General features: G+C 61.2%; 20 protein-coding genes. 19 read left to right on the top strand and 1 reads right to left on the bottom strand.

All coding sequences use genetic code 11. The annotated features are described in order from the left end of the window. The first annotated feature begins 6 nt into the window (after window positions 1–6). The 18 genes from TU76_RS19690 to TU76_RS19605 all read left to right on the top strand — a co-directional run bounded on the left by TU76_RS19690 (window position 7) and on the right by TU76_RS19605 (window position 16,819). Complete coding sequence (locus TU76_RS19690) at window positions 7–261, top strand: acyl carrier protein (protein ID WP_019825324.1); 255 nt, start codon at window positions 7–9, stop codon at window positions 259–261. Beyond that, entirely contained in the window at window positions 258–803 is a 546-nt protein-coding gene (locus TU76_RS19685; RefSeq protein WP_019825322.1) for a COG4648 family protein, read from the top strand. The genes TU76_RS19690 and TU76_RS19685 overlap by 4 nt, the downstream gene beginning before the upstream one ends. After that, window positions 800–2,470 carry an acyl-CoA synthetase family protein gene (locus TU76_RS19680; RefSeq protein WP_048352359.1) on the top strand — a complete coding sequence of 557 codons (1,671 nt, stop codon included), beginning with the start codon at window positions 800–802 and terminating at the stop codon, window positions 2,468–2,470. Before TU76_RS19685 ends, TU76_RS19680 begins: the two co-directional genes overlap by 4 nt. After that, window positions 2,463–3,197, top strand: coding sequence for a glycosyltransferase family 2 protein (locus tag TU76_RS19675; protein ID WP_048352358.1), 735 nt, complete (start codon window positions 2,463–2,465; stop codon window positions 3,195–3,197). Before TU76_RS19680 ends, TU76_RS19675 begins: the two co-directional genes overlap by 8 nt. Beyond that, the gene (locus tag TU76_RS19670; RefSeq protein ID WP_019825317.1) at window positions 3,194–4,132 is read left to right on the top strand and encodes an LpxL/LpxP family acyltransferase; all 939 of its coding nucleotides are present in this window, start codon (window positions 3,194–3,196) and stop codon (window positions 4,130–4,132) included. Before TU76_RS19675 ends, TU76_RS19670 begins: the two co-directional genes overlap by 4 nt. Next, window positions 4,113–5,657, top strand: a complete 1,545-nt coding sequence (locus TU76_RS19665; protein ID WP_046809136.1) for an HAL/PAL/TAL family ammonia-lyase — start codon at window positions 4,113–4,115, stop codon at window positions 5,655–5,657. The genes TU76_RS19670 and TU76_RS19665 overlap by 20 nt, the downstream gene beginning before the upstream one ends. Beyond that, complete coding sequence (locus TU76_RS19660; RefSeq protein WP_019825314.1) at window positions 5,650–6,075, top strand: acyl-CoA thioesterase; 426 nt, start codon at window positions 5,650–5,652, stop codon at window positions 6,073–6,075. Before TU76_RS19665 ends, TU76_RS19660 begins: the two co-directional genes overlap by 8 nt. Further along, window positions 6,072–6,755 carry an outer membrane lipoprotein carrier protein LolA gene (locus TU76_RS19655; RefSeq protein WP_019825313.1) on the top strand — a complete coding sequence of 228 codons (684 nt, stop codon included), beginning with the start codon at window positions 6,072–6,074 and terminating at the stop codon, window positions 6,753–6,755. Before TU76_RS19660 ends, TU76_RS19655 begins: the two co-directional genes overlap by 4 nt. Beyond that, the gene (locus tag TU76_RS19650) at window positions 6,745–9,057 is read left to right on the top strand and encodes an MMPL family transporter (protein ID WP_048352357.1); all 2,313 of its coding nucleotides are present in this window, start codon (window positions 6,745–6,747) and stop codon (window positions 9,055–9,057) included. Before TU76_RS19655 ends, TU76_RS19650 begins: the two co-directional genes overlap by 11 nt. Next, window positions 9,054–10,217: a hypothetical protein gene (locus TU76_RS19645; protein WP_019825308.1), complete on the top strand. Its 1,164-nt coding sequence runs from the start codon at window positions 9,054–9,056 to the stop codon at window positions 10,215–10,217. The genes TU76_RS19650 and TU76_RS19645 overlap by 4 nt, the downstream gene beginning before the upstream one ends. A 2-nt stretch (window positions 10,218–10,219) precedes the next feature. Next, window positions 10,220–11,452: an NAD(P)/FAD-dependent oxidoreductase gene (locus tag TU76_RS19640; RefSeq protein WP_019825307.1), complete on the top strand. Its 1,233-nt coding sequence runs from the start codon at window positions 10,220–10,222 to the stop codon at window positions 11,450–11,452. Next, window positions 11,449–12,177, top strand: a complete 729-nt coding sequence (locus tag TU76_RS19635; RefSeq protein ID WP_019825305.1) for a class I SAM-dependent methyltransferase — start codon at window positions 11,449–11,451, stop codon at window positions 12,175–12,177. The genes TU76_RS19640 and TU76_RS19635 overlap by 4 nt, the downstream gene beginning before the upstream one ends. Before the next feature lie 128 nt (window positions 12,178–12,305). Further along, window positions 12,306–12,764, top strand: coding sequence for a DUF3261 domain-containing protein (locus TU76_RS19630; protein ID WP_019825304.1), 459 nt, complete (start codon window positions 12,306–12,308; stop codon window positions 12,762–12,764). Next, complete coding sequence (locus TU76_RS19625; protein WP_019825303.1) at window positions 12,761–13,948, top strand: beta-ketoacyl-[acyl-carrier-protein] synthase family protein; 1,188 nt, start codon at window positions 12,761–12,763, stop codon at window positions 13,946–13,948. The genes TU76_RS19630 and TU76_RS19625 overlap by 4 nt, the downstream gene beginning before the upstream one ends. Further along, window positions 13,945–14,412, top strand: a complete 468-nt coding sequence (locus tag TU76_RS19620) for a hotdog family protein (RefSeq protein ID WP_019825302.1) — start codon at window positions 13,945–13,947, stop codon at window positions 14,410–14,412. Before TU76_RS19625 ends, TU76_RS19620 begins: the two co-directional genes overlap by 4 nt. Continuing rightward, a complete protein-coding gene (fabG, locus tag TU76_RS19615; protein WP_019825301.1) occupies window positions 14,405–15,133 on the top strand; it encodes a 3-oxoacyl-ACP reductase FabG in 729 nt (242 codons plus the stop codon). The genes TU76_RS19620 and fabG overlap by 8 nt, the downstream gene beginning before the upstream one ends. Next, a complete protein-coding gene (locus TU76_RS19610) occupies window positions 15,133–16,359 on the top strand; it encodes a beta-ketoacyl-ACP synthase (protein WP_019825299.1) in 1,227 nt (408 codons plus the stop codon). Before fabG ends, TU76_RS19610 begins: the two co-directional genes overlap by 1 nt. A 19-nt stretch (window positions 16,360–16,378) precedes the next feature. Beyond that, window positions 16,379–16,819 (top strand): hypothetical protein, encoded by a 441-nt coding sequence (locus TU76_RS19605; RefSeq protein ID WP_048352356.1) that lies wholly within the window; start codon window positions 16,379–16,381, stop codon window positions 16,817–16,819. Window positions 16,820–16,873: 54 nt separating this feature from the next. On the opposite strand, the gene TU76_RS19600 is transcribed toward TU76_RS19605, so the two are convergent. Then, window positions 16,874–17,080, bottom strand: coding sequence for a helix-turn-helix domain-containing transcriptional regulator (locus TU76_RS19600; protein WP_019825295.1), 207 nt, complete (start codon window positions 17,078–17,080; stop codon window positions 16,874–16,876). A 403-nt stretch (window positions 17,081–17,483) separates the two neighbouring features. On the opposite strand from TU76_RS19600, the gene TU76_RS19595 reads away from it, so the two are divergent. Then, the gene (locus TU76_RS19595; protein WP_019825294.1) at window positions 17,484–17,666 is read left to right on the top strand and encodes a DUF6124 family protein; all 183 of its coding nucleotides are present in this window, start codon (window positions 17,484–17,486) and stop codon (window positions 17,664–17,666) included. Window positions 17,667–17,747 lie beyond the last annotated feature (81 nt).

The raw sequence follows: 17,747 nt of genomic DNA, 5'->3' as shown, positions 1-17,747 counted from the left end.
CGAACCATGCAAACCCGTGACGACATTTTCAATACCCTGCGCGACGCCCTGGTCGAACTCTTCGAACTTGAGCCCGAGCGCGTCACCCTGGACGCCAACCTCTATCAGGATCTGGAAATCGACAGCATCGACGCCGTCGACCTGATCGACCACATCAAGCGCAAAACCGGCAAAAGAATCGCGGCTGAAGAATTCAAATCGGTGCGTACCGTCAATGACGTGGTCGAGGCGGTTTACCGCCTGGTTCACACGGACGCATGAGTCGACTGATTGGGCTTGGGCTGTTGCTGGCTGGCCTGCTGTACCCCTTTGCGGTGTATTTCGGCATGGCCCATTTCGCTCCATGGCAGTTCGCGCTGCTGCTTGGCAGCCTGTGGCTGGCCCGCGCCCTGACCGGCGAGCGACGCCCCGGCAGTGTGTGGATGGCGGTAGTGGCACTGGTGTTCTGCGGCCTGCTGGCTCTGTTCAACAGCCCGGCATTGCTGCGCTGGTACCCGGTCCTGATCAGTACCTTCATGCTTTGCCTGTTCGGTCTTAGCCTGAAGTTCGGGCCGCCGATGATCGAGCGCCTGGCGCGTTTGCGCGAGCCGGTGTTGCCCGAGATCGCAATTGTTTACACACGGCAGGTCACCAAGGTCTGGTGCCTGTTTTTCATGCTCAACGGGTTAGTCGCAGCAGGTCTGACGCTGTGGGCGCCGCTGAGTTGGTGGACGTTGTACAACGGCCTGATCGCCTACGGGCTGATGGGGCTGCTGTTTGCCATTGAATGGCTGATACGACAAAAGGTAAGAGGCCGGGCATGAATTGGATAAAACTTGAGCAGCTATTGCTCAAGGGGCACGCAGAACGCCGCGTCACGGTTGACCCTGCGCTGAACCACGACAGCCTTTGCGAGCAGGCCCTGCGCCTGGCCGGTGGCCTGCAACAGCGTGGCGTGCAGCACATTGCTGTCCATCTTGAAGACGCCGCCGACCTGGCAGTGGCTTTACTCGGTGCATGGCGGGCCGGGGTCAGCGTGCTGTTACCCGCTGACCTGCAAGCGCAAACCCGTCAGCGCTGGGATTGCCGGGTTGACCTGTGGATAACTCAACACGACGAACTGCAAGCTTTGTACGCCGACGCACTGCCTGCGGCAGCACTGGATCTGGACACGTGCCAGCTCAGCCTGTGCACCTCGGGCTCCAGCGGCGAGCCCAAGCGCATCGACAAAAGCCTGCGTCAGATGGCCAACGAGGTCCAGGCGCTGGAACAGTTATGGGGCGAAGATCTGGGTGATGCGTGCATCATCGCCAGTGTGGCGGCGCAGCATATTTATGGTTTGTTGTTCCGTGTGCTGTGGCCCCTGTGCGCAGGCCGCACCTTTGTGCGCAAGCAACTGGCGTTCCCTGAAGACATGCAGCGCGCCAGTCGCGAGCACGCGTCATTCGCCTGGATCGCCAGCCCTGCCCTGCTCAAACGCATGACCGACAACCTGGACTGGCCCGCCTTGAGCCCGGTACGCCGGGTGTTTTCTTCGGGCGGTGCCTTGCCTGAAGACGCGGCACACGCGTTGTTCGAGCGTCTGGGCCAGTGGCCGACCGAAATCCTTGGCAGCTCCGAAACCGGTGGTATTGCCTGGCGTCAGGGCCCGAACCTGTGGCAACCGTTTGCCGATGTGCAACTGAGCCAGAGCGAAGACGGCGCCCTGATGATCGCTTCGGCGTACTTACCTGCGGGGCACATAGAACACACGGCCGACGCGGCTCGCATCGAGGCCGATGGCCGTTTCGAGCTGCTCGGGCGTCTGGACCGCATCGTCAAACTGGAAGAAAAACGCATCTCCTTACCAATGCTGGAACACGCACTGGTCAATCACGACTGGGTGGCTGAAGCCCGTCTGGGGGTGGTCAACGAGAACCGCGCTTCTCTGGGCGCCTTGCTGGTACTCAGTGACAGCGGCCTGTTTGCGTTGCGTGAACACGGTCGTCGCGCCCTGACTCAAGCCCTGCGCCAGCACTTGAGCCAGCACTGCGAGGCGCTGGCCTTGCCGCGCCGCTGGCGCTTATTGCGCCAGTTGCCGCTCAACAGCCAGGGCAAGCTGCCACAGGTGCAAATCGATACGTTACTGCTGGCATCCCGGCCGAAAATGCCCGAAGTACTGAGCCAAAGCGAACAAGACGGCCAGTGGACACTTAACCTGTCGATCCCTCCGGACCTGGCCTACTTCAGCGGTCATTTCCCTAAAACCCCGGTGCTGCCGGGCGTGGTGCAAGTGGATTGGGCGATGGCGCTGGGTCAGCAGTTGCTCGACATGCCGCCGCGTTTTGCCGGGATGGAAGTGCTCAAGTTCCAGCAACTGGTACGCCCCGGCGACGCCATCGAACTGATCCTGCGTTTTGACCGTGAGCGCAGCAAACTGCACTTCGCCTACCGCAACGCCACGGCGCCCTGCTCCAGTGGTCGCATCGTGCTGGAGCCCGCCCATGCATAACCCCTGCGCCGTGATCCCGGTGTACAACCACGAAACCGCCGTTCCGGCCGTGGTCGACGCCCTGCTCGCCGCCGGCTTGCCCTGCGTGCTGGTTGACGACGCCAGCAGCCCCGCGTGCAGCGCCGTTCTCGAACAGCTTGCCCAGGGCGAGCACATCTTCCTCGTGCGCCTGGCCATCAATCAGGGCAAGGGCGGCGCGGTCATGGCGGGCCTGCGTGAAGCGGCGAGACTGGGCTTCACCCACGCTCTGCAAGTAGACGCCGACGGCCAGCACGACCTGCGCGACGTAGCGACCTTTATGCAGATCTCACAGCAAAACCCCCAAGCGCTGATCTGCGGTTATCCACAGTACGACGACAGCGTGCCCAAGGGTCGCCTGTATGCGCGCTACCTGACCCACGTGTGGGTGTGGATCAACAGCCTGTCGCTGCAGATTCCCGACTCCATGTGCGGCTTTCGGATCTACCCGCTCACGCCGACGCTGGCGCTGATCAACACGGTCAAACTGGGCAAGCGCATGGATTTCGACCCTGAGATTCTGGTGCGTCTGGCGTGGCGCAATCAGCCCATGCGCTGGCTGCCGACCAAGGTCCATTACCCGCAGGACGGTCTCTCGCACTTTCGTCTGTTCCATGACAACGCGCTGATTTCCGGCATGCATACCAAGCTGTTTTTTGGCATGTTGATACGTTTGCCGAGCATCCTCTGGAGGCGCTGTAAAGCATGAGCGAACCTCAACAGCATTGGGCTGACCACAAGGAGCGCGGCAGTTTCCGGCTGATGAAGCTCACTGCGTTCGGCGTCAAACTGCTGGGCCGCCGCCTGCTCAGCCCGGTGCTCTACGCCATCGTGCTGTACTTCTTTGTGTTCGGTGGCCGCGCCCGGCGCAGCATCTGGCAGTATCAGCAACGGCTGGCCGACTGGAGCGGTCAAAACGACCTGCAACCTACCCGCAGGCGGGTGTTTGGGCAGTTCATGGCCTTTGCCGACGCCCTGCTCGACAAGCTCGACGTGTGGAACGGCCGCCTCAAGATCGAAGATATCGAAATCATTGACCCCGCCCTGCTGCGCAATCAGTTACGCGGCGAACGCGGCCAGATGCTGGTGGGCGCACACCTGGGCAACCTCGAAGTGTGTCGCGCACTGGCCGAACTGGGCGAACAGGTGACCATGAACGTGCTGGTGCACACCAAGCACGCCGAACACTTCAACCGCCTGCTGGGCGAAGCCGGGGCCAGCCATTTACGGCTGATTCAGGTCAGTGAGCTCAACCCGGCAGTCATGCTGCAACTCAATCAGCGCCTGGAAGACGGCGAGTGGCTGGCGATTGCTGGTGACCGAGTGCCGCTGCAGGGCGCACGCAATGTCGAGGTCGACTTTCTCGGCCACCCCGCCGCATTCCCGCAAGGCCCGTGGCTGTTGGCCGGGTTGCTCAAATGCCCGGTCAATCTGATGTTTTGCCTCAAGCATGAAGGGCGCTACCGGGTCATCCTCGAACCCTTCACCGACGCCGTACTCTGGCGGCGCAGCGACCGCGAGCAAGTGATCGCCCACTGGGCCACGCGCTACGCCGAACGCCTGGGGCACTACTGCCTCGAAGCGCCGCAACAATGGTTCAATTTTTACCCTTTCTGGAAGACCGATGACGACGCATCCGCATGAGCCAGTAACCTTCGGCCAAACCCCGTTGCGCATTGAAGACGTGCTGGCCCTGGCCAATCGTCAGGCGCCGACCCGTCTGCAAGACGACGCTGACTACCGCGAACGCATCGCAAAAGGCGCGCGCTTTCTCGACTCGCTGCTGGACAAGGAAGGCGTGATCTATGGCGTGACCACCGGTTACGGCGATTCGTGCGTGGTGGCGGTGCCACTGGAGCATGTTGAAGCGCTGCCACGTCATCTCTACACCTTTCACGGCTGTGGGTTGGGCAAGTTGCTTGACGCCCAGGCCACCCGCGCCGTGCTCGCTGCCCGCCTGCAGTCGTTATGCCACGGCGTGTCCGGGGTGCGCATCGAGTTACTGGAGCGTTTGCAGGCCTTCATCGCCCACGACATCCTGCCGCTGATCCCCGAAGAAGGTTCAGTGGGCGCCAGCGGCGATTTGACGCCGTTGTCCTATGTGGCCGCCACGCTGTCGGGTGAGCGCGAAGTGCTGTTCAAGGGCGAACGCCGCCTTGCAGCCGACGTGCACCGGGAACTTGGCTGGACACCGTTGGTACTGCGGCCCAAGGAAGCGCTGGCGCTGATGAACGGCACCGCCGTGATGACCGGCCTCGCGTGCCTGGCCTATGCCCGCGCCGATTACCTGCTCAAACTCGCTACCCGCATCACCGCGCTCAACGTGGTGGCACTGCAAGGCAACCCTGAGCATTTCGACGAACGCCTGTTCGCTGCCAAACCGCATCCTGGGCAAATGCAGGTGGCGGCCTGGATTCGCCAGGACCTGGCCATCGACGCCCCGACAGCGCCCCTGCATCGCCTGCAAGACCGCTACTCGCTGCGCTGCGCGCCCCACGTACTGGGCGTGCTGGCAGACAGCCTGAACTGGCTGCGCTCGTTTATCGAAATTGAACTTAACAGCGCCAACGACAACCCGATCATCGACGCCGAAGAAGAACGTGTGCTGCATGGCGGGCATTTCTACGGCGGGCATATCGCCTTTGCGATGGACAGCCTCAAGACTCTGGTCGCCAACGTCGCCGACCTGCTGGACCGCCAGCTCGCGCTGCTGGTGGACGTGCGTTACAACCACGGCCTGCCGAGCAACCTCTCGGGCGCAACAGCCGAGCGGGCGATGCTCAACCACGGTTTTAAAGCGGTACAGATCGGCACCAGCGCCTGGACGGCCGAGGCGTTGAAAAACACCATGCCGGCCAGCGTGTTCTCACGCTCTACTGAATGCCACAACCAGGACAAAGTGAGCATGGGCACTATCGCTGCCCGTGATGCGATCCGCGTGCTGGAACTGACCGAACAGGTCGCCGCGGCCACCTTGCTTGCGGCCAATCAGGGGGTGTGGCTGCGTAGCCGTGCCGAAGATGCACGCCCGCTGCCACCCGCACTGGCACAGATGCACGCCGAGTTGGCCGAGGACTTCCCACCGGTGGTCGAAGACCGTGCCCTGGAAGCCGAGTTGCGCTTGTGCCTGAGCCGTATCGCCCAACAACACTGGAGGCTGCATGCGTAGCAAAGGCGTTTTGCACGTTGATACCGAAGTGTTGGTGCCGTTTTTCGACATCGACACGATGCACGTGGTGTGGCACGGCCACTACGTCAAATACCTCGAAGTGGCGCGGTGTGAGCTGCTCGACCATATCGGCCACAACTACACGCAGATGCTCGATGCGGGCTATGCGTGGCCGGTGATCGACATGCAATTACGGTATGTACGCGGCGCAACATTTGGCCAGCGCATCAACGTTCGCGCCAGCCTGGTGGAGTGGGAGAACCGCCTGAAGGTCAATTACCTGATCACCGACCTGGCCACCGGCGAACGGCTGACCCGTGCGGTGACTGTGCAGGTGGCGGTCGAGATCGCCAGTAAGGAGATGCAACTGGTGTCGCCCAAGTGCTTTACCGAAGCGGTTGCGAGGATGCTGCCATGAGCGCGATCATCTGTGGGAGCGGGCTTGCTCGCGATTGCATCACCGCGGTGTGGCAGACGCTGCGCAGCGCCTGCATCGCGAGCAAGCCCGCTCCCACATTGGGGTGTGTGCTGTTACTCGGATTCACTCCTCTGGCCCACGCCTTCGACCTGCAACAACTCAGCGAACAACTGGCCAGGCCACAGGTGATCCACGGCGACTTCATCCAGGAAAAACACCTGCGCGCCCTGCCCAAGCCGCTGACCAGTACCGGTACGTTTGTGCTCGCCAAAGATCACGGTCTGCTTTGGCAACTCAAATCCCCGTTGCAACAGGATTACCGCATCACCGCCCAAGGCATCGCCCGGCGTAACGGCACCAGTTGGCAAATGCTGCCCGGCAAAAGCGCCGGCGCCGAGCAGAACCGGTTGTTCCTCGCCGTGCTGCAAGGCGACAGCAGCGGCCTGCAGCGGGATTTCGACCTGCAACTGCAAGGCGAACCCGCACACTGGACGCTGACCCTGACCCCACGCTCACTGCTGCTCAAACAAGTGTTCAAACAGATCAACATCGACGGCGGCGAAGTGGTGCAACGCATCGAACTGCAAGAAACCCAGGGCGATAGCACGCTGCTTAAAATGCACAACAGCGTCAGCAACCAGCCCTTGAGTGAATCGGAGCAGCTCGATTTTGCGCAGTGAACGCTGGTTACCCCGCGGCTTCCTGATCCTGCTGGTGGCGGTGCTTGCACTCGCTGGCTGGCAATGGCGTCACGGCGCACCGCTGTCGGCCAACCTGATGGAACTGGTGCCAGGGGACTCCCCGGATGCGCTGGAGCTAAGCGCCGAACAACGCATGCAAGAGCCCCTGAACCGCGAAATGCTGGTGCTGGTAGGCAGTAGCGACCGCCAGCAAGCCATCGCTTCGGCCGAGCAGTTGGGCCAGCAGTGGCAAGCCAGCGGTCTGTTTGAAAAGGTGCAATGGAACCTGCAGGCCGACCTTCCGGCGCTGCGTGATCAACTGCTGCGCGGGCGACTGGCGATGCTGTCTGCAGCCGACCGTGCGCAACTGATCGAGCACCCCGACGCCTTTATCCAGCAACGCGTGCAGGCACTGTTCGATCCTTTCACCGGGTTCAGCCTGGTGCCGAGTCAAGACGACTGGCTGGGCCTGACCGGGCGCATCCAGAACAGCCAGCCGCAGCGGGGGGCGGTGCAACTCGATATAGGCAGCGGCGCTCTGGTTGCCGAAGCCGACGGCAAACACTGGGTATTGCTGCGCGCCCGTACCCAGGGCAATGCTTTTGACATGAAGCTGCCGCTGCAGGTGGCCGAACTGCTTGAGCACAGCCGCCAGCAAGTCGCACACGAGGATGTGCAACTGCTCGCGGCCAGTGGCTTGCTCTACGCGGCCAGCGGACAACAGCAAGCTACCCGTGAAATCACCTGGGTCGGCGGTGGCGCCACCGTCGGGATTCTGCTGCTGTTGCTGCTGGCGTTTCGACGCTGGCGGGTGCTGCTGGCGTTTGTGCCCGTGTTGGTCGGCATGCTGTTTGGTGCCGTGGCCTGCGTCGCGTTCTTTGGCAGCATGCACGTGATGACGCTGGTACTGGGCTCCAGCCTGATCGGCGTCGCCGTGGATTACCCGCTGCATTACCTGTCCAAAAGCTGGAGCCTCAAACCCTGGCGCAGCTGGCCGGCTTTGCGCCTGACCTTGCCCGGTTTAAGCCTGAGCCTGGCCACCAGTTGCATCGGCTATCTGGCACTGGCCTTCACCCCGTTTCCGGCGTTGACCCAAATCGCCATCTTCTCCGCCGCAGGCCTGGTCGGTGCCTACCTGAGCGCCGTATGCCTGCTGCCCGCGCTGCTCCAGGGCGTGGAACTGCGCCCTGCGCAATGGCCCCTGCGTATTGCGCAATCGCTGCTCAACGTGCGCGAAGCCTTGCTCAAACGCCTCCCTACGCCTGCCTTGCTGGTCTTACTGCTGGCGTTTTGTGCTGCCGGTCTGTGGCAACTGACCAGCAAGAACGACATCCGCCAATGGGTCGGCGCCCCGCCGCAATTGATGGCCGAAGCACAGGCCATTGCACGGATCACCGGTTATCAGCCCACCAGCCAGTTTTTCCTGGTCCGGGCCGACAACGAGCAGCAATTGCTTGAGCGCCAAACCGCCCTTGTCGAGCGTCTCGATCAGTTGGTGCACATGGGTAAGTTGCAGGGTTATCTGGCACTGAACCAATTGGTCAGCCTGCCCAGCGAGCAACAGCACTTACGCCGTGCACTGTCACAGCTGCCGCAACACTGGCAACCCCTGCTGGAGCTCGGTGTACCTGAAGCCGCTCTGCAAGCCGAACTGGTGCAATTGCAGGCCTTGCCCGAGCAACATATCGATGACGCGCTGAGCGGTCCGCTGGCCGAACCCTGGCGCACACTCTGGCTAGGCAAGAACGCTGAAGGCGTCGCCGCAATGGTCAGCCTGCAAGGTTTGAACAGTGCCAGCTTGCTGCGGGTGCAAGCCCAGGACCTGCCGGGCGTTCAACTGGTCGACCGCCTGGGCGACTTGAATAACGTCTTTGCCGCAACGCAAGTCAGCGCCGCAGAATTGAAGTTGCTGTCCTGTGCCTTGATCGTAGTGTTGCTGATCGCACCCTTCGGTTTTGGCGGAGCATTGCGCATCGTCGCACTGCCGCTTCTGGCCGCGCTGTGCAGCCTTGCCAGCCTGGGCTGGCTGGGGCAGCCGTTGACGCTGTTCAGCCTCTTCGGCCTGCTGCTGGTAACGGCAATCAGCGTCGATTACGCGATCCTGATGCGTGAGCAAATCGGCGGTGCTGCCGTCAGCCTGCTCGGGACCTTGCTGGCGGCGCTGACCACTTGGCTGTCGTTCGGCCTGCTGGCGGTGTCGAGCACGCCTGCGGTCAGCAATTTCGGCTTGTCCGTAAGTCTGGGGCTGGCATTCAGTTTTATCCTTGCGCCGTGGGCGGGTAAACAGGAGCACAGCCAATGATGACGGCCGTGTTCTGGCTGCTGGCCCTGGCCCTGTTTGCCTTGGCAACCCGGATGGGCCGTCACTTTGGCGTGATCCCCATTGTCAGCCAGTTGCTGCTGGCGTCCATCGTCTTGCCGCTACTGATGCTGTTCTGGATCGAGCCGCACTGGCAGCTCAGCGGCGTACAGCTGGTTGCTCCGGTGTGGCTCAAAAGCCTCTACAGCCTGAGTTTTGCGCTGTTGCTGGGCACCATTTTGAGCGACGTGATTGATCTGCGCCTTGATCGCCAAAGTGTAAAAATCGCCCTGCCCAGCTTTGCTGTGCCTTTCGCCTGCGGGCTGGCCTGCGCCGTCTGGCTGCTGCCTGAGCAACCCTGGTTGAGTTCGCTGGCGGTGGGCCTGGTCTTTGCCATCACTGCGATCCCGGTGCTGTACCTGTACTTGCGCCACATTGATTACCCGCCCGCTGCCACCCGGCGCTTGGTGCAAAGCGCGATCCTTATCGACCTCACGTGCTGGACCCTGTTTGGCCTGGCCCAGGGCAGCCTGGACCTGAGCAGCCTGCTCCTGCCGCTGGCCGGGGCCTTGCTGCCGCTGCTGCTACACCTCCTGCGCATCCGTCAGCCGCTGTGCTACAGCCTGGGCTTTTTTGCCTTGCTGGTGGTGGCCGAGCATTACCGCCTCAATGCACTGATTTTCGGCGTCGGGTATTTGATCTGCATGGCGTGGCTCAAGGTGGCGCTGGTCATGCCGTTAAGCGCTGTATGGCTGGAACGCTTGCAGACCACGCTGGCGATCCCGCTGATCCTCACGTTCGGCATTGTGCAGATCAATGTGCACAGTGCCCTGAGCGAGATCAGCCTGCTGCAATTGTCCGCACTATTGCTCCTGCCGATGGTCAGTAAGCTGCTGGGTAACTGGCTCGGGGTGAGCTGGGCCACGCCGTCGTTTGCCGGGGCCAGCAAATGGCGTGAAAGCCTGTTACTGAATATTCGCGGATTGAGCGAAATTGTCTTTCTCAACCTGCTGCTGCAACAACAGCTCATCAGCCCGGCGCTGTACTTTGCACTGATGCTGATGAGCCTGATCGCCACGCTGTTACCGGCGTTGGCGGGCATGAGTAAACCCCCTTTGAAGTCTGCCGTAGTACCCGGCAAGGAGCGCCTGTGTCAGGAATAGAAATGGAACGTCGTCAGGTTGTCGTGATTGGTGCAGGGCCGTCCGGCGCCATCGCTTCGGCCTTGCTCACACGCAAGGGGCACGATGTATTGATCATCGAGCGCCAGCATTTCCCGCGCTTTTCCATTGGTGAAAGCCTGCTGTCGCACTGCCTGGACTTCGTCGAAGAAGCGGGCATGTTGCAAGCCGTGCAAGCTGCCGGTTTTCAGATGAAAAACGGCGCCGCGTTTGCCTGGGGCGAGCAGTACAGCGCCTTTGATTTTGGTGACACGTTCAGCAATGGCAAACCCACCACCTTTCAGGTGCAACGCGCCGATTTCGACAAGCTGCTGGCCGATCAGGCCGCCTTGCAGGGCGTTGAAATCCGCTACGGCCAGACCGTGATCGCCACCGATGTGGAACGGGCCAGACCGTTGCTGGACATTGAGCGCGAAGACGGCAGCCGCTATCAGGTCGAAACTGACTTTATCCTAGACGCCAGCGGCTATGGCCGCGTGCTCCCGCGCTTGCTCGATCTTGAAGCACCCTCGAATTTCCCGGTGCGTCAGGCGGTCTTTACCCACGTTGAAGACCGCATTGATGATGACGGTTTTGACCGCAATAAAATCCTCGTCACCACCCACCCGACCCAGCGCGATATCTGGTTCTGGAGCATTCCGTTCAGCAATGGCCGCTGCTCGGTGGGCGTAGTCGCGGCAGCAGAGCATTTTGCAGGGCGCAGCGAAAACCTCGATGAGTGCCTGCGCAGCTTTATTGACGAGACCCCTAGCCTGCAGCGCGTGCTGACCAATGCCGTGTGGGACACTCCTGCGCGTACCATTGGCGGCTACTCGGCCAACGTCAAAACCCTGCACGGCCCGGGTTTTGCGCTACTGGGCAACGCGGCCGAGTTCCTCGACCCAGTGTTCTCCTCGGGCGTGACCATTGCCATGCGCTCAGCCAGCATGGCCGCTGGCGTGCTGCACCGACAGTTGCAAGGCGAAACCGTTGACTGGCAAACCGAGTTTGCCGAGCCGCTCAAACGCGGTGTCGATACCTTCCGCTGCTACGTCGAAGGCTGGTACGCCGGGACCTTCCAGGACGTAATTTTTCACCCTGACAGCTCGCCACAGATTCGTCGCATGATCTGTTCGATTCTGGCGGGCTATGCCTGGGACGAAAACAACCCGTTTGTCAGCGAACCCAAGCGCCGTTTGCGCATGCTGTCGGACATCTGCGCGACGGAGTCCCCATGAAACCGCTGAGCGATACCTACGTTGAAGAAACCCGTCTGGGCTTCTGGTTTTTGCGTAGCCACACCTGGCAGCACCATGTGCTGCGGGTGGCGGTCAATGACCTGCGCAGCCTGTTCAGTGAAGAACTGCCAAACGCGCCGGTGATTCTGGATGCCGGTTGCGGCCAGGGGAAATCGTTCCAGTATCTGCATAAAACCTTCACCCCCACGCGTCTGGTTGGCCTGGATGCCGATCCGCTGAGCCTGCAATTGAGCGCAGAAGAAGCCCGGCGTCAGGGCATCGACATTGAACTGATCGGCAGCGACTGCGCCGAGCTGGAGGTGGCCGATGCCAGTGTCGACATTCTGTTCTGTCACCAGACTTTCCACCATCTGGTGCAGCAGGACCGGGCCCTGGCCGAGTTTTACCGGGTGCTCAAACCGGGCGGTTACTTGCTGTTTGCCGAGTCCACCGAGGCCTACATCGATACCTGGGTGATCCGCTGGCTGTTCCGCCACCCCATGCACGTGCAAAAAAGCGCGGCGCAATACCTGGAAATGATCCGCGACCAGGGCTTTGAGTTTGAAGACCGGAACGTGTCGTACCCGTACCTGTGGTGGAGCCGTTCCAAGGACTTCGGCCTGCTGGAGCGTTTGGGCTTGGTCAAGCCAAAGCCGGTGGGCCAGCGGGAAGAAACCCTGGTCAACGTGGTGGCGCGCAAGCCCCTGCAAGGCCTGGCCCAATGATCCATGCAAATCCTGTAGCCGCTGCCGCAGGCTGCGATGGCGTGCGAAGCAGGCCCGTTTTTTTGAAGGCCCTGCGGTCCTTATCGCAGCCTGCGGCAGCGGCTACAAGAATCGGTGTCGCGCTGTGGATGTGCTTGCTCCTGTTACTGGCTGGCTGCACCAGCTTGCCGCTGCCCAGGCACACGCCAACCCTGGACTTGCCCATGCAGTTGCATATCCAGCGCGAACAGGCCGATCAGCGTCAGGACTGGTTGCTGGTGATCCAGCAAGAAGAGGCCGGGCTGCGCTGGTCATTGATGGACCCACTTGGGATTCCGCTGGCACGTCAATTGTTGCAGGACGGCACCTGGCACGCCGATGGTCTGTTACCGCCCAATCCCGAAGCCCGCGAGCTGTTCGCGGCGTTATTGTTTGCACTGACGCCAGAGGTGCAGCTGTCGAATAATTATCCACAGGCAACATCCGAATCTGACCTGCGATTCATGGAACAACGCTGGCAAGTGCAGTACCTGCAACCCCGGGTCTTTCGCATCGATATGAAGGGCGATCTGCACTACCGGATCACCCCCCTGGAGACCGCGCCATGACTGCTTACCTCAATGCCCTGGGCGTGGTCTGTTCACTGGGACGTGGCCCCGATGAAGTCGCGCGCAAGCTGTTTGCCGGTGACTGCTCGGGCATGCAGCGTCAGAGCGGCTGGGTGCCCGAGCGCTCGATGACCCTCGGCGCGGTCAGTGGCGAGCTGCCTGCAATCGCGGCTGAACTCAACCCGCAAAGCAGCCGCAACAATCAGTTGCTGCTCGACGCCGCGTTGCAGATCAAAGACGACATCGAACAGGCGATTCAGACTTTCGGCCGCGAGCGCATCGCCGTAGTGCTGGGGACCAGCACCTCAGGTATCGATGAAGCCAGCCGGGGCATTGCCCACTACCTGCAACATCAGCAGTTCCCCAGTGATTACGCCTATCAGCAGCAAGAGCTGAGCGCACCGGCCACGTTCCTGGCGGACTGGCTGAACATCAATGGGCCGACCTATGTGATTTCTACCGCCTGCACTTCCAGCGCCCGTGCCCTGATGAGTGCTCAGCGACTGCTGGACATGAACCTGTGCGACGTGGTGCTGTGCGGCGGTGTCGACACACTGTGCAAGCTCACGCTCAACGGTTTTTCATCGCTGGAAGCCGTGTCGGATGAACGCTGCAATCCGTTTTCGGCGAACCGTCACGGCATCAACATCGGTGAGGCGGCGGTTCTGTTTGTGATGAGCAAGCAACCTGCAGGCACTCACTCCATCGCCCTGCTCGGCGCGGGCGCCAGCAGTGATGCGCATCATATTTCCGCCCCTGAACCTTCCGGGCGTGGCGCAGCTCAAGCCATGCACAAGGCCCTGAGCCGTGCGGGTTTGCAGCCCGATCACATCGGTTATCTGAACCTGCATGGCACCGCCACCCAGCACAACGACGCGATGGAAAGCCACGCAGTGACGCAGGTCTTCCCCGAAGGCGTGCCGTGTTCATCAACCAAACCCATGACCGGTCACACCCTGGGTGCGGCCGGAGCACTGGAAGCCGCCTTTTGCTGGTTGAGCCTGACCCACGGTGATGCCCTGCCCCCGCACATCTGGGACGGCCAGCCTGATCCGGCACTGCCTGCGCTGAGCTGGGTAACGCCCGGACAAACCCTGGCCCCGGCTCCACAACGCTGCCTGATGAGCAACTCGTTTGCCTTCGGCGGCAATAACGTCAGCCTTATTATCGGAGACGCCCCATGATTGACTGGCCGCTCGCCGAACTTTTGCCTCACGCTGGCGACATGATCCTCATCGATCAGGTACTGGCGTTTGATGAAGAGCAGATTCAAACCCGACTCACCGTGCACGCAGGAGGCTTGTTCAATCGCGAAGACGGCAGTCTGCCCGCGTGGGTCGGTATTGAACTGATGGCACAGAGCGTGGCTGCCTACGCCGGTTGTCGCGCTCGCCTGCAAGACCGTCCCGTGGAGCTGGGCTTTTTGCTCGGCACCCGCAAATTTGAATGCAACGTCGAACACTTTCCCCTCGGTGCCCAACTGCACATCCACGCACTGCGCTCGCTGGAAGACGACAACGGCATGGGCGTGTTCGAGTGCCACCTCACCGGCCCCGGCATTCATGCCAGCGCCCGCCTGAACGTGTTCCGTCCGCCCCAGGCTGAAAACTACCTTGCTCAAGCATCCCAGGAGACCCGCCATGACTGAGTCCATTTTGGTCACAGGCTCCAGCCGTGGCATCGGCCGCGCCATTGCCCTGCGTCTGGCGCAAGCCGGTTTTGACCTGGTGCTGCACTGCCGCAGTGGCCGCAACGAAGCCGACGCCGTCATGGCACAAGTCCAGGCATTGGGCCGCAGCGCACGAGTGCTGCAATTCGACGTGTCGGATCGCGCCCAATGCAAAGCCATACTCGAAGCCGATGTTGAAACCCACGGTGCCTATTACGGCGTCGTGCTCAACGCCGGGCTGACCCGCGACGGTGCGTTCCCGGCCCTGAGCGAAGACGATTGGGACGTCGTGATGCGCACCAACCTCGACGGTTTCTACAACGTGCTGCACCCGGTGATGATGCCCATGATCCGTCGCCGTGCTGCCGGGCGCATCGTCTGCATCACTTCGGTATCGGGCTTGATCGGCAATCGCGGCCAGGTCAACTACAGCGCCTCCAAGGCGGGCTTGATCGGCGCCGCCAAGGCCCTGGCCATCGAACTGGGCAAACGTAAAATCACCGTCAACTGCGTTGCGCCGGGGTTGATCGACACCGCCATGCTCGACGAAAACGTACCGGTAGAAGACCTGATGAAAATGATCCCCGCCCAACGCATGGGCACCCCGGAAGAAGTCGCCGGGGCGGTTAACTTTTTGATGTCGGCCGAAGCGGGTTACATCACCCGTCAGGTGCTGGCCGTCAATGGAGGCCTGTGCTGATGAAGCGCGTCGTCGTCACCGGCATGGCCGGCATCACCTCCCTGGGCAGTGACTGGGCCAGCATCGAAGCCAACTGTGTGGCCGGGCGCAGTGGCATTCGACGTATGGACGAGTGGGACCGTTTCACTGAACTCAACACACGACTGGCCGGGCCGATTGATGACTTTGCGGTGCCCGCGCACTGGACCCGCAAACAATTGCGCAGCATGGGCCGCGTCTCGCGCCTGGCCGTTGGCGCAGCGGAGATGGCGTTGCAGGATGCCGGCTTGCTGGGCAACCCGATCATTCGTGACGGGCGCATGGGCGTGGCCTGCGGCTCGTCCACCGGCAGCACTGATGAGATCAAGGCATTCGGCAATATGCTGCTCAACTCCGTGGCGGACGGCCTCAATGCCAACAGCTACGTACGCATGATGCCGCACACCACGGCGGCCAATATCAGCATTTTCTTTGGCCTGACCGGGCGCCTGATCCCCACGTCCAGCGCGTGCACCAGCGGCAGTCAGGGGATTGGTTACGCCTACGAGGCCATCAAGTTCGGCCGCCTGCCCCTGATGCTCGCGGGCGGTGCAGAAGAACTGTGCCCCACCGAAGCCATGGTGTTTGACGCTCTCTACGCCACCAGCCTGAAAAACGACGCACCGCACACCAGCCCGCGCCCCTATGACAAGGGCCGTGACGGCCTGGTCATCGGCGAAGGCGGCGGCATGCTGGTGCTTGAAGAACTGGAACACGCACTGGCCCGTGGCGCGCATATCCATGCTGAAATCGTCGGATTTGGCAGCAACGCCGACGGTCAGCACACCACCCGCCCGGAAGTCAGCACCATGCGCCGGGCGATGGAGCTGGCACTGGAAGACGCGGGGATTGGTGCGGATGCCATCGGCTATGTAAACGGCCACGGCACCGCCACTGAACAGGGCGATATTGCCGAGACCCTGGCCACCCGCGAGCTGTTCGGCACACACATGCCCATCAGCTCCCAGAAAAGCTATCTGGGCCACACCCTGGGCGCCTGTGGCGCGCTGGAATCGTGGTTCAGCATCGAAATGATGAACAGCGACCGCTACCTGCCCACGCTCAACCTGGATGAAATCGACCCCCGTTGCGGCGAACTGGACTACCTGCGCGACGGATTGCGCGTCATGCACAACGATTACGTGATGAACAACAACTTTGCCTTTGGCGGGGTCAACACCTCGTTGATCTTCCGTCGCTGGGTTTAACACCTCTGGAGCCAATGGAATGCCTTACTTGCTGCGTATTACCCTGATAGCCCTTGCCCTGCTGGGCACCGTGTCCTGCACCAACAAACCCATTCAGAACCCGGACCGCACGTTGCATGCCTCGATCCACAGCGATCGCGCGCAGATGCAGCAAGCCATCGTCAAAGCCCTGGTCGGGCGTGGCTGGACGGTGCAAAAAATCACCCCGCAACTGGTGCAGGCGCAGATCACCGTGCGCGAGCAATACCACGCTGAAATCGACATTCCGTACAGCGCCAACCATTACCGTATCCAGTACCGCGACAGCAGCGGCCTGGACTACAAGGACGGCAAGATCCACAAGAACTACATCCGCTGGGTGCGCCTGCTGGACCGCGATATCGTGCGCGACCTCAAGGACAACCAGAATGAACGCACGGCCAAACAGCTGTCTGAAGCGGCGCTGGTAAAACCGTTGTAAGCCTCAGACATGACAAAGGCGCCTTTCGGCGCCTTGTTTACAAACAGACTGCTGTTATCGCACGGTGTCTGTCCAGCTCTGGGATGGCTGGTTATCCAGGGTCTTCAGAGTCTCACGTGCCTTGGCAACCCTGCCCAGGGCTTTGGCAATGAAGGCAGGATCATCACCCGCTTCATCCCTGCAGGCTTCAAGATAGTGCCCAATATCTTCTTCCGTTTTAAGGAATTCGGTACTGTCCCAACGAGTGAAATGCTCAGTCACAAGTCTTTCTCCTTCCAGGTTTTGGCAATCAACCGCGCGTGTTTGACTGCTTTTATCGCCAGCGCACGATAAATGATCCATTGATGACCTTGCGCGAGAGCGATCCCTTTCCTTCGCAGGACTATTCCTAGACAATTCCTGGGCCTTGCGCCTGTCTCTTTCGATGGCTAGCCTGCGGTTCGTCACTCCTCATGGGTGACCGGACGTGCAAGTCCGAATCGAGTAAGGAACTTGGATTATCACCGCCAAATAACCTAATTTTATGGCGGCTGTACGTGGGAGGTCTTCGGGCCTGCCGGAAATAAGTGCCTCTCGACCGGTCTTGCACACCCGCGTACAGCTGCCACCCTCTTTGTGTGCAAGCAAATGGTGAAAGCTCTTATTTAATGAGAGGAAATAAACCATGACTCACACACACGATCACGAACAAACCCTCGAACACACCGAAGAGCTGCTGCGTTGCGCCATTGCCACGGCCTATGCGTCGGCAGATAACCTGCAAGGCCTCAACCGCGATGTGGCGCTGGCAGTGGTGCATCTGATTCATCAGGTCAAAGCGTCTGTGGATAAGTTGATGGCCCGCTAGGCACGACCTGAATGTGGATTTGCTCGCGGACAAGCCCGGGCCTGAACACAGTTCTCTGTGGGAGCGGGCTTGCTCGCGATT

Source organism: Pseudomonas psychrophila (genome assembly GCF_001043005.1).
GTDB lineage: Bacteria > Pseudomonadota > Gammaproteobacteria > Pseudomonadales > Pseudomonadaceae > Aquipseudomonas > Aquipseudomonas psychrophila.
The sequence above is the reverse complement of the archived record's forward strand: the minus strand, read 5'-3'. Positions and strand labels throughout refer to the sequence as shown.

Excerpts from the sequence above, each read along its gene's own strand:
- TU76_RS19620 (WP_019825302.1), top strand. The coding sequence starts at position 13,945 with ATGATTGACTGGCCGCTCGCCGAACTTTTGCCTCACGCTGGCGACATG.
- TU76_RS19630 (WP_019825304.1), top strand. The coding sequence starts at position 12,306 with ATGTGCTTGCTCCTGTTACTGGCTGGCTGCACCAGCTTGCCGCTGCCC.
- TU76_RS19690 (WP_019825324.1), top strand. The coding sequence starts at position 7 with ATGCAAACCCGTGACGACATTTTCAATACCCTGCGCGACGCCCTGGTC.
- TU76_RS19665 (WP_046809136.1), top strand. The coding sequence starts at position 4,113 with ATGACGACGCATCCGCATGAGCCAGTAACCTTCGGCCAAACCCCGTTG.
- TU76_RS19675 (WP_048352358.1), top strand. The coding sequence starts at position 2,463 with ATGCATAACCCCTGCGCCGTGATCCCGGTGTACAACCACGAAACCGCC.
- TU76_RS19680 (WP_048352359.1), top strand. The coding sequence starts at position 800 with ATGAATTGGATAAAACTTGAGCAGCTATTGCTCAAGGGGCACGCAGAA.
- TU76_RS19685 (WP_019825322.1), top strand. The coding sequence starts at position 258 with ATGAGTCGACTGATTGGGCTTGGGCTGTTGCTGGCTGGCCTGCTGTAC.
- TU76_RS19660 (WP_019825314.1), top strand. The coding sequence starts at position 5,650 with ATGCGTAGCAAAGGCGTTTTGCACGTTGATACCGAAGTGTTGGTGCCG.
- fabG (WP_019825301.1), top strand. The coding sequence starts at position 14,405 with ATGACTGAGTCCATTTTGGTCACAGGCTCCAGCCGTGGCATCGGCCGC.
- TU76_RS19605 (WP_048352356.1), top strand. The coding sequence starts at position 16,379 with ATGCCTTACTTGCTGCGTATTACCCTGATAGCCCTTGCCCTGCTGGGC.
- TU76_RS19610 (WP_019825299.1), top strand. The coding sequence starts at position 15,133 with ATGAAGCGCGTCGTCGTCACCGGCATGGCCGGCATCACCTCCCTGGGC.
- TU76_RS19655 (WP_019825313.1), top strand. The coding sequence starts at position 6,072 with ATGAGCGCGATCATCTGTGGGAGCGGGCTTGCTCGCGATTGCATCACC.
- TU76_RS19670 (WP_019825317.1), top strand. The coding sequence starts at position 3,194 with ATGAGCGAACCTCAACAGCATTGGGCTGACCACAAGGAGCGCGGCAGT.
- TU76_RS19595 (WP_019825294.1), top strand. The coding sequence starts at position 17,484 with ATGACTCACACACACGATCACGAACAAACCCTCGAACACACCGAAGAG.
- TU76_RS19645 (WP_019825308.1), top strand. The coding sequence starts at position 9,054 with ATGATGACGGCCGTGTTCTGGCTGCTGGCCCTGGCCCTGTTTGCCTTG.
- TU76_RS19635 (WP_019825305.1), top strand. The coding sequence starts at position 11,449 with ATGAAACCGCTGAGCGATACCTACGTTGAAGAAACCCGTCTGGGCTTC.
- TU76_RS19640 (WP_019825307.1), top strand. The coding sequence starts at position 10,220 with ATGGAACGTCGTCAGGTTGTCGTGATTGGTGCAGGGCCGTCCGGCGCC.
- TU76_RS19625 (WP_019825303.1), top strand. The coding sequence starts at position 12,761 with ATGACTGCTTACCTCAATGCCCTGGGCGTGGTCTGTTCACTGGGACGT.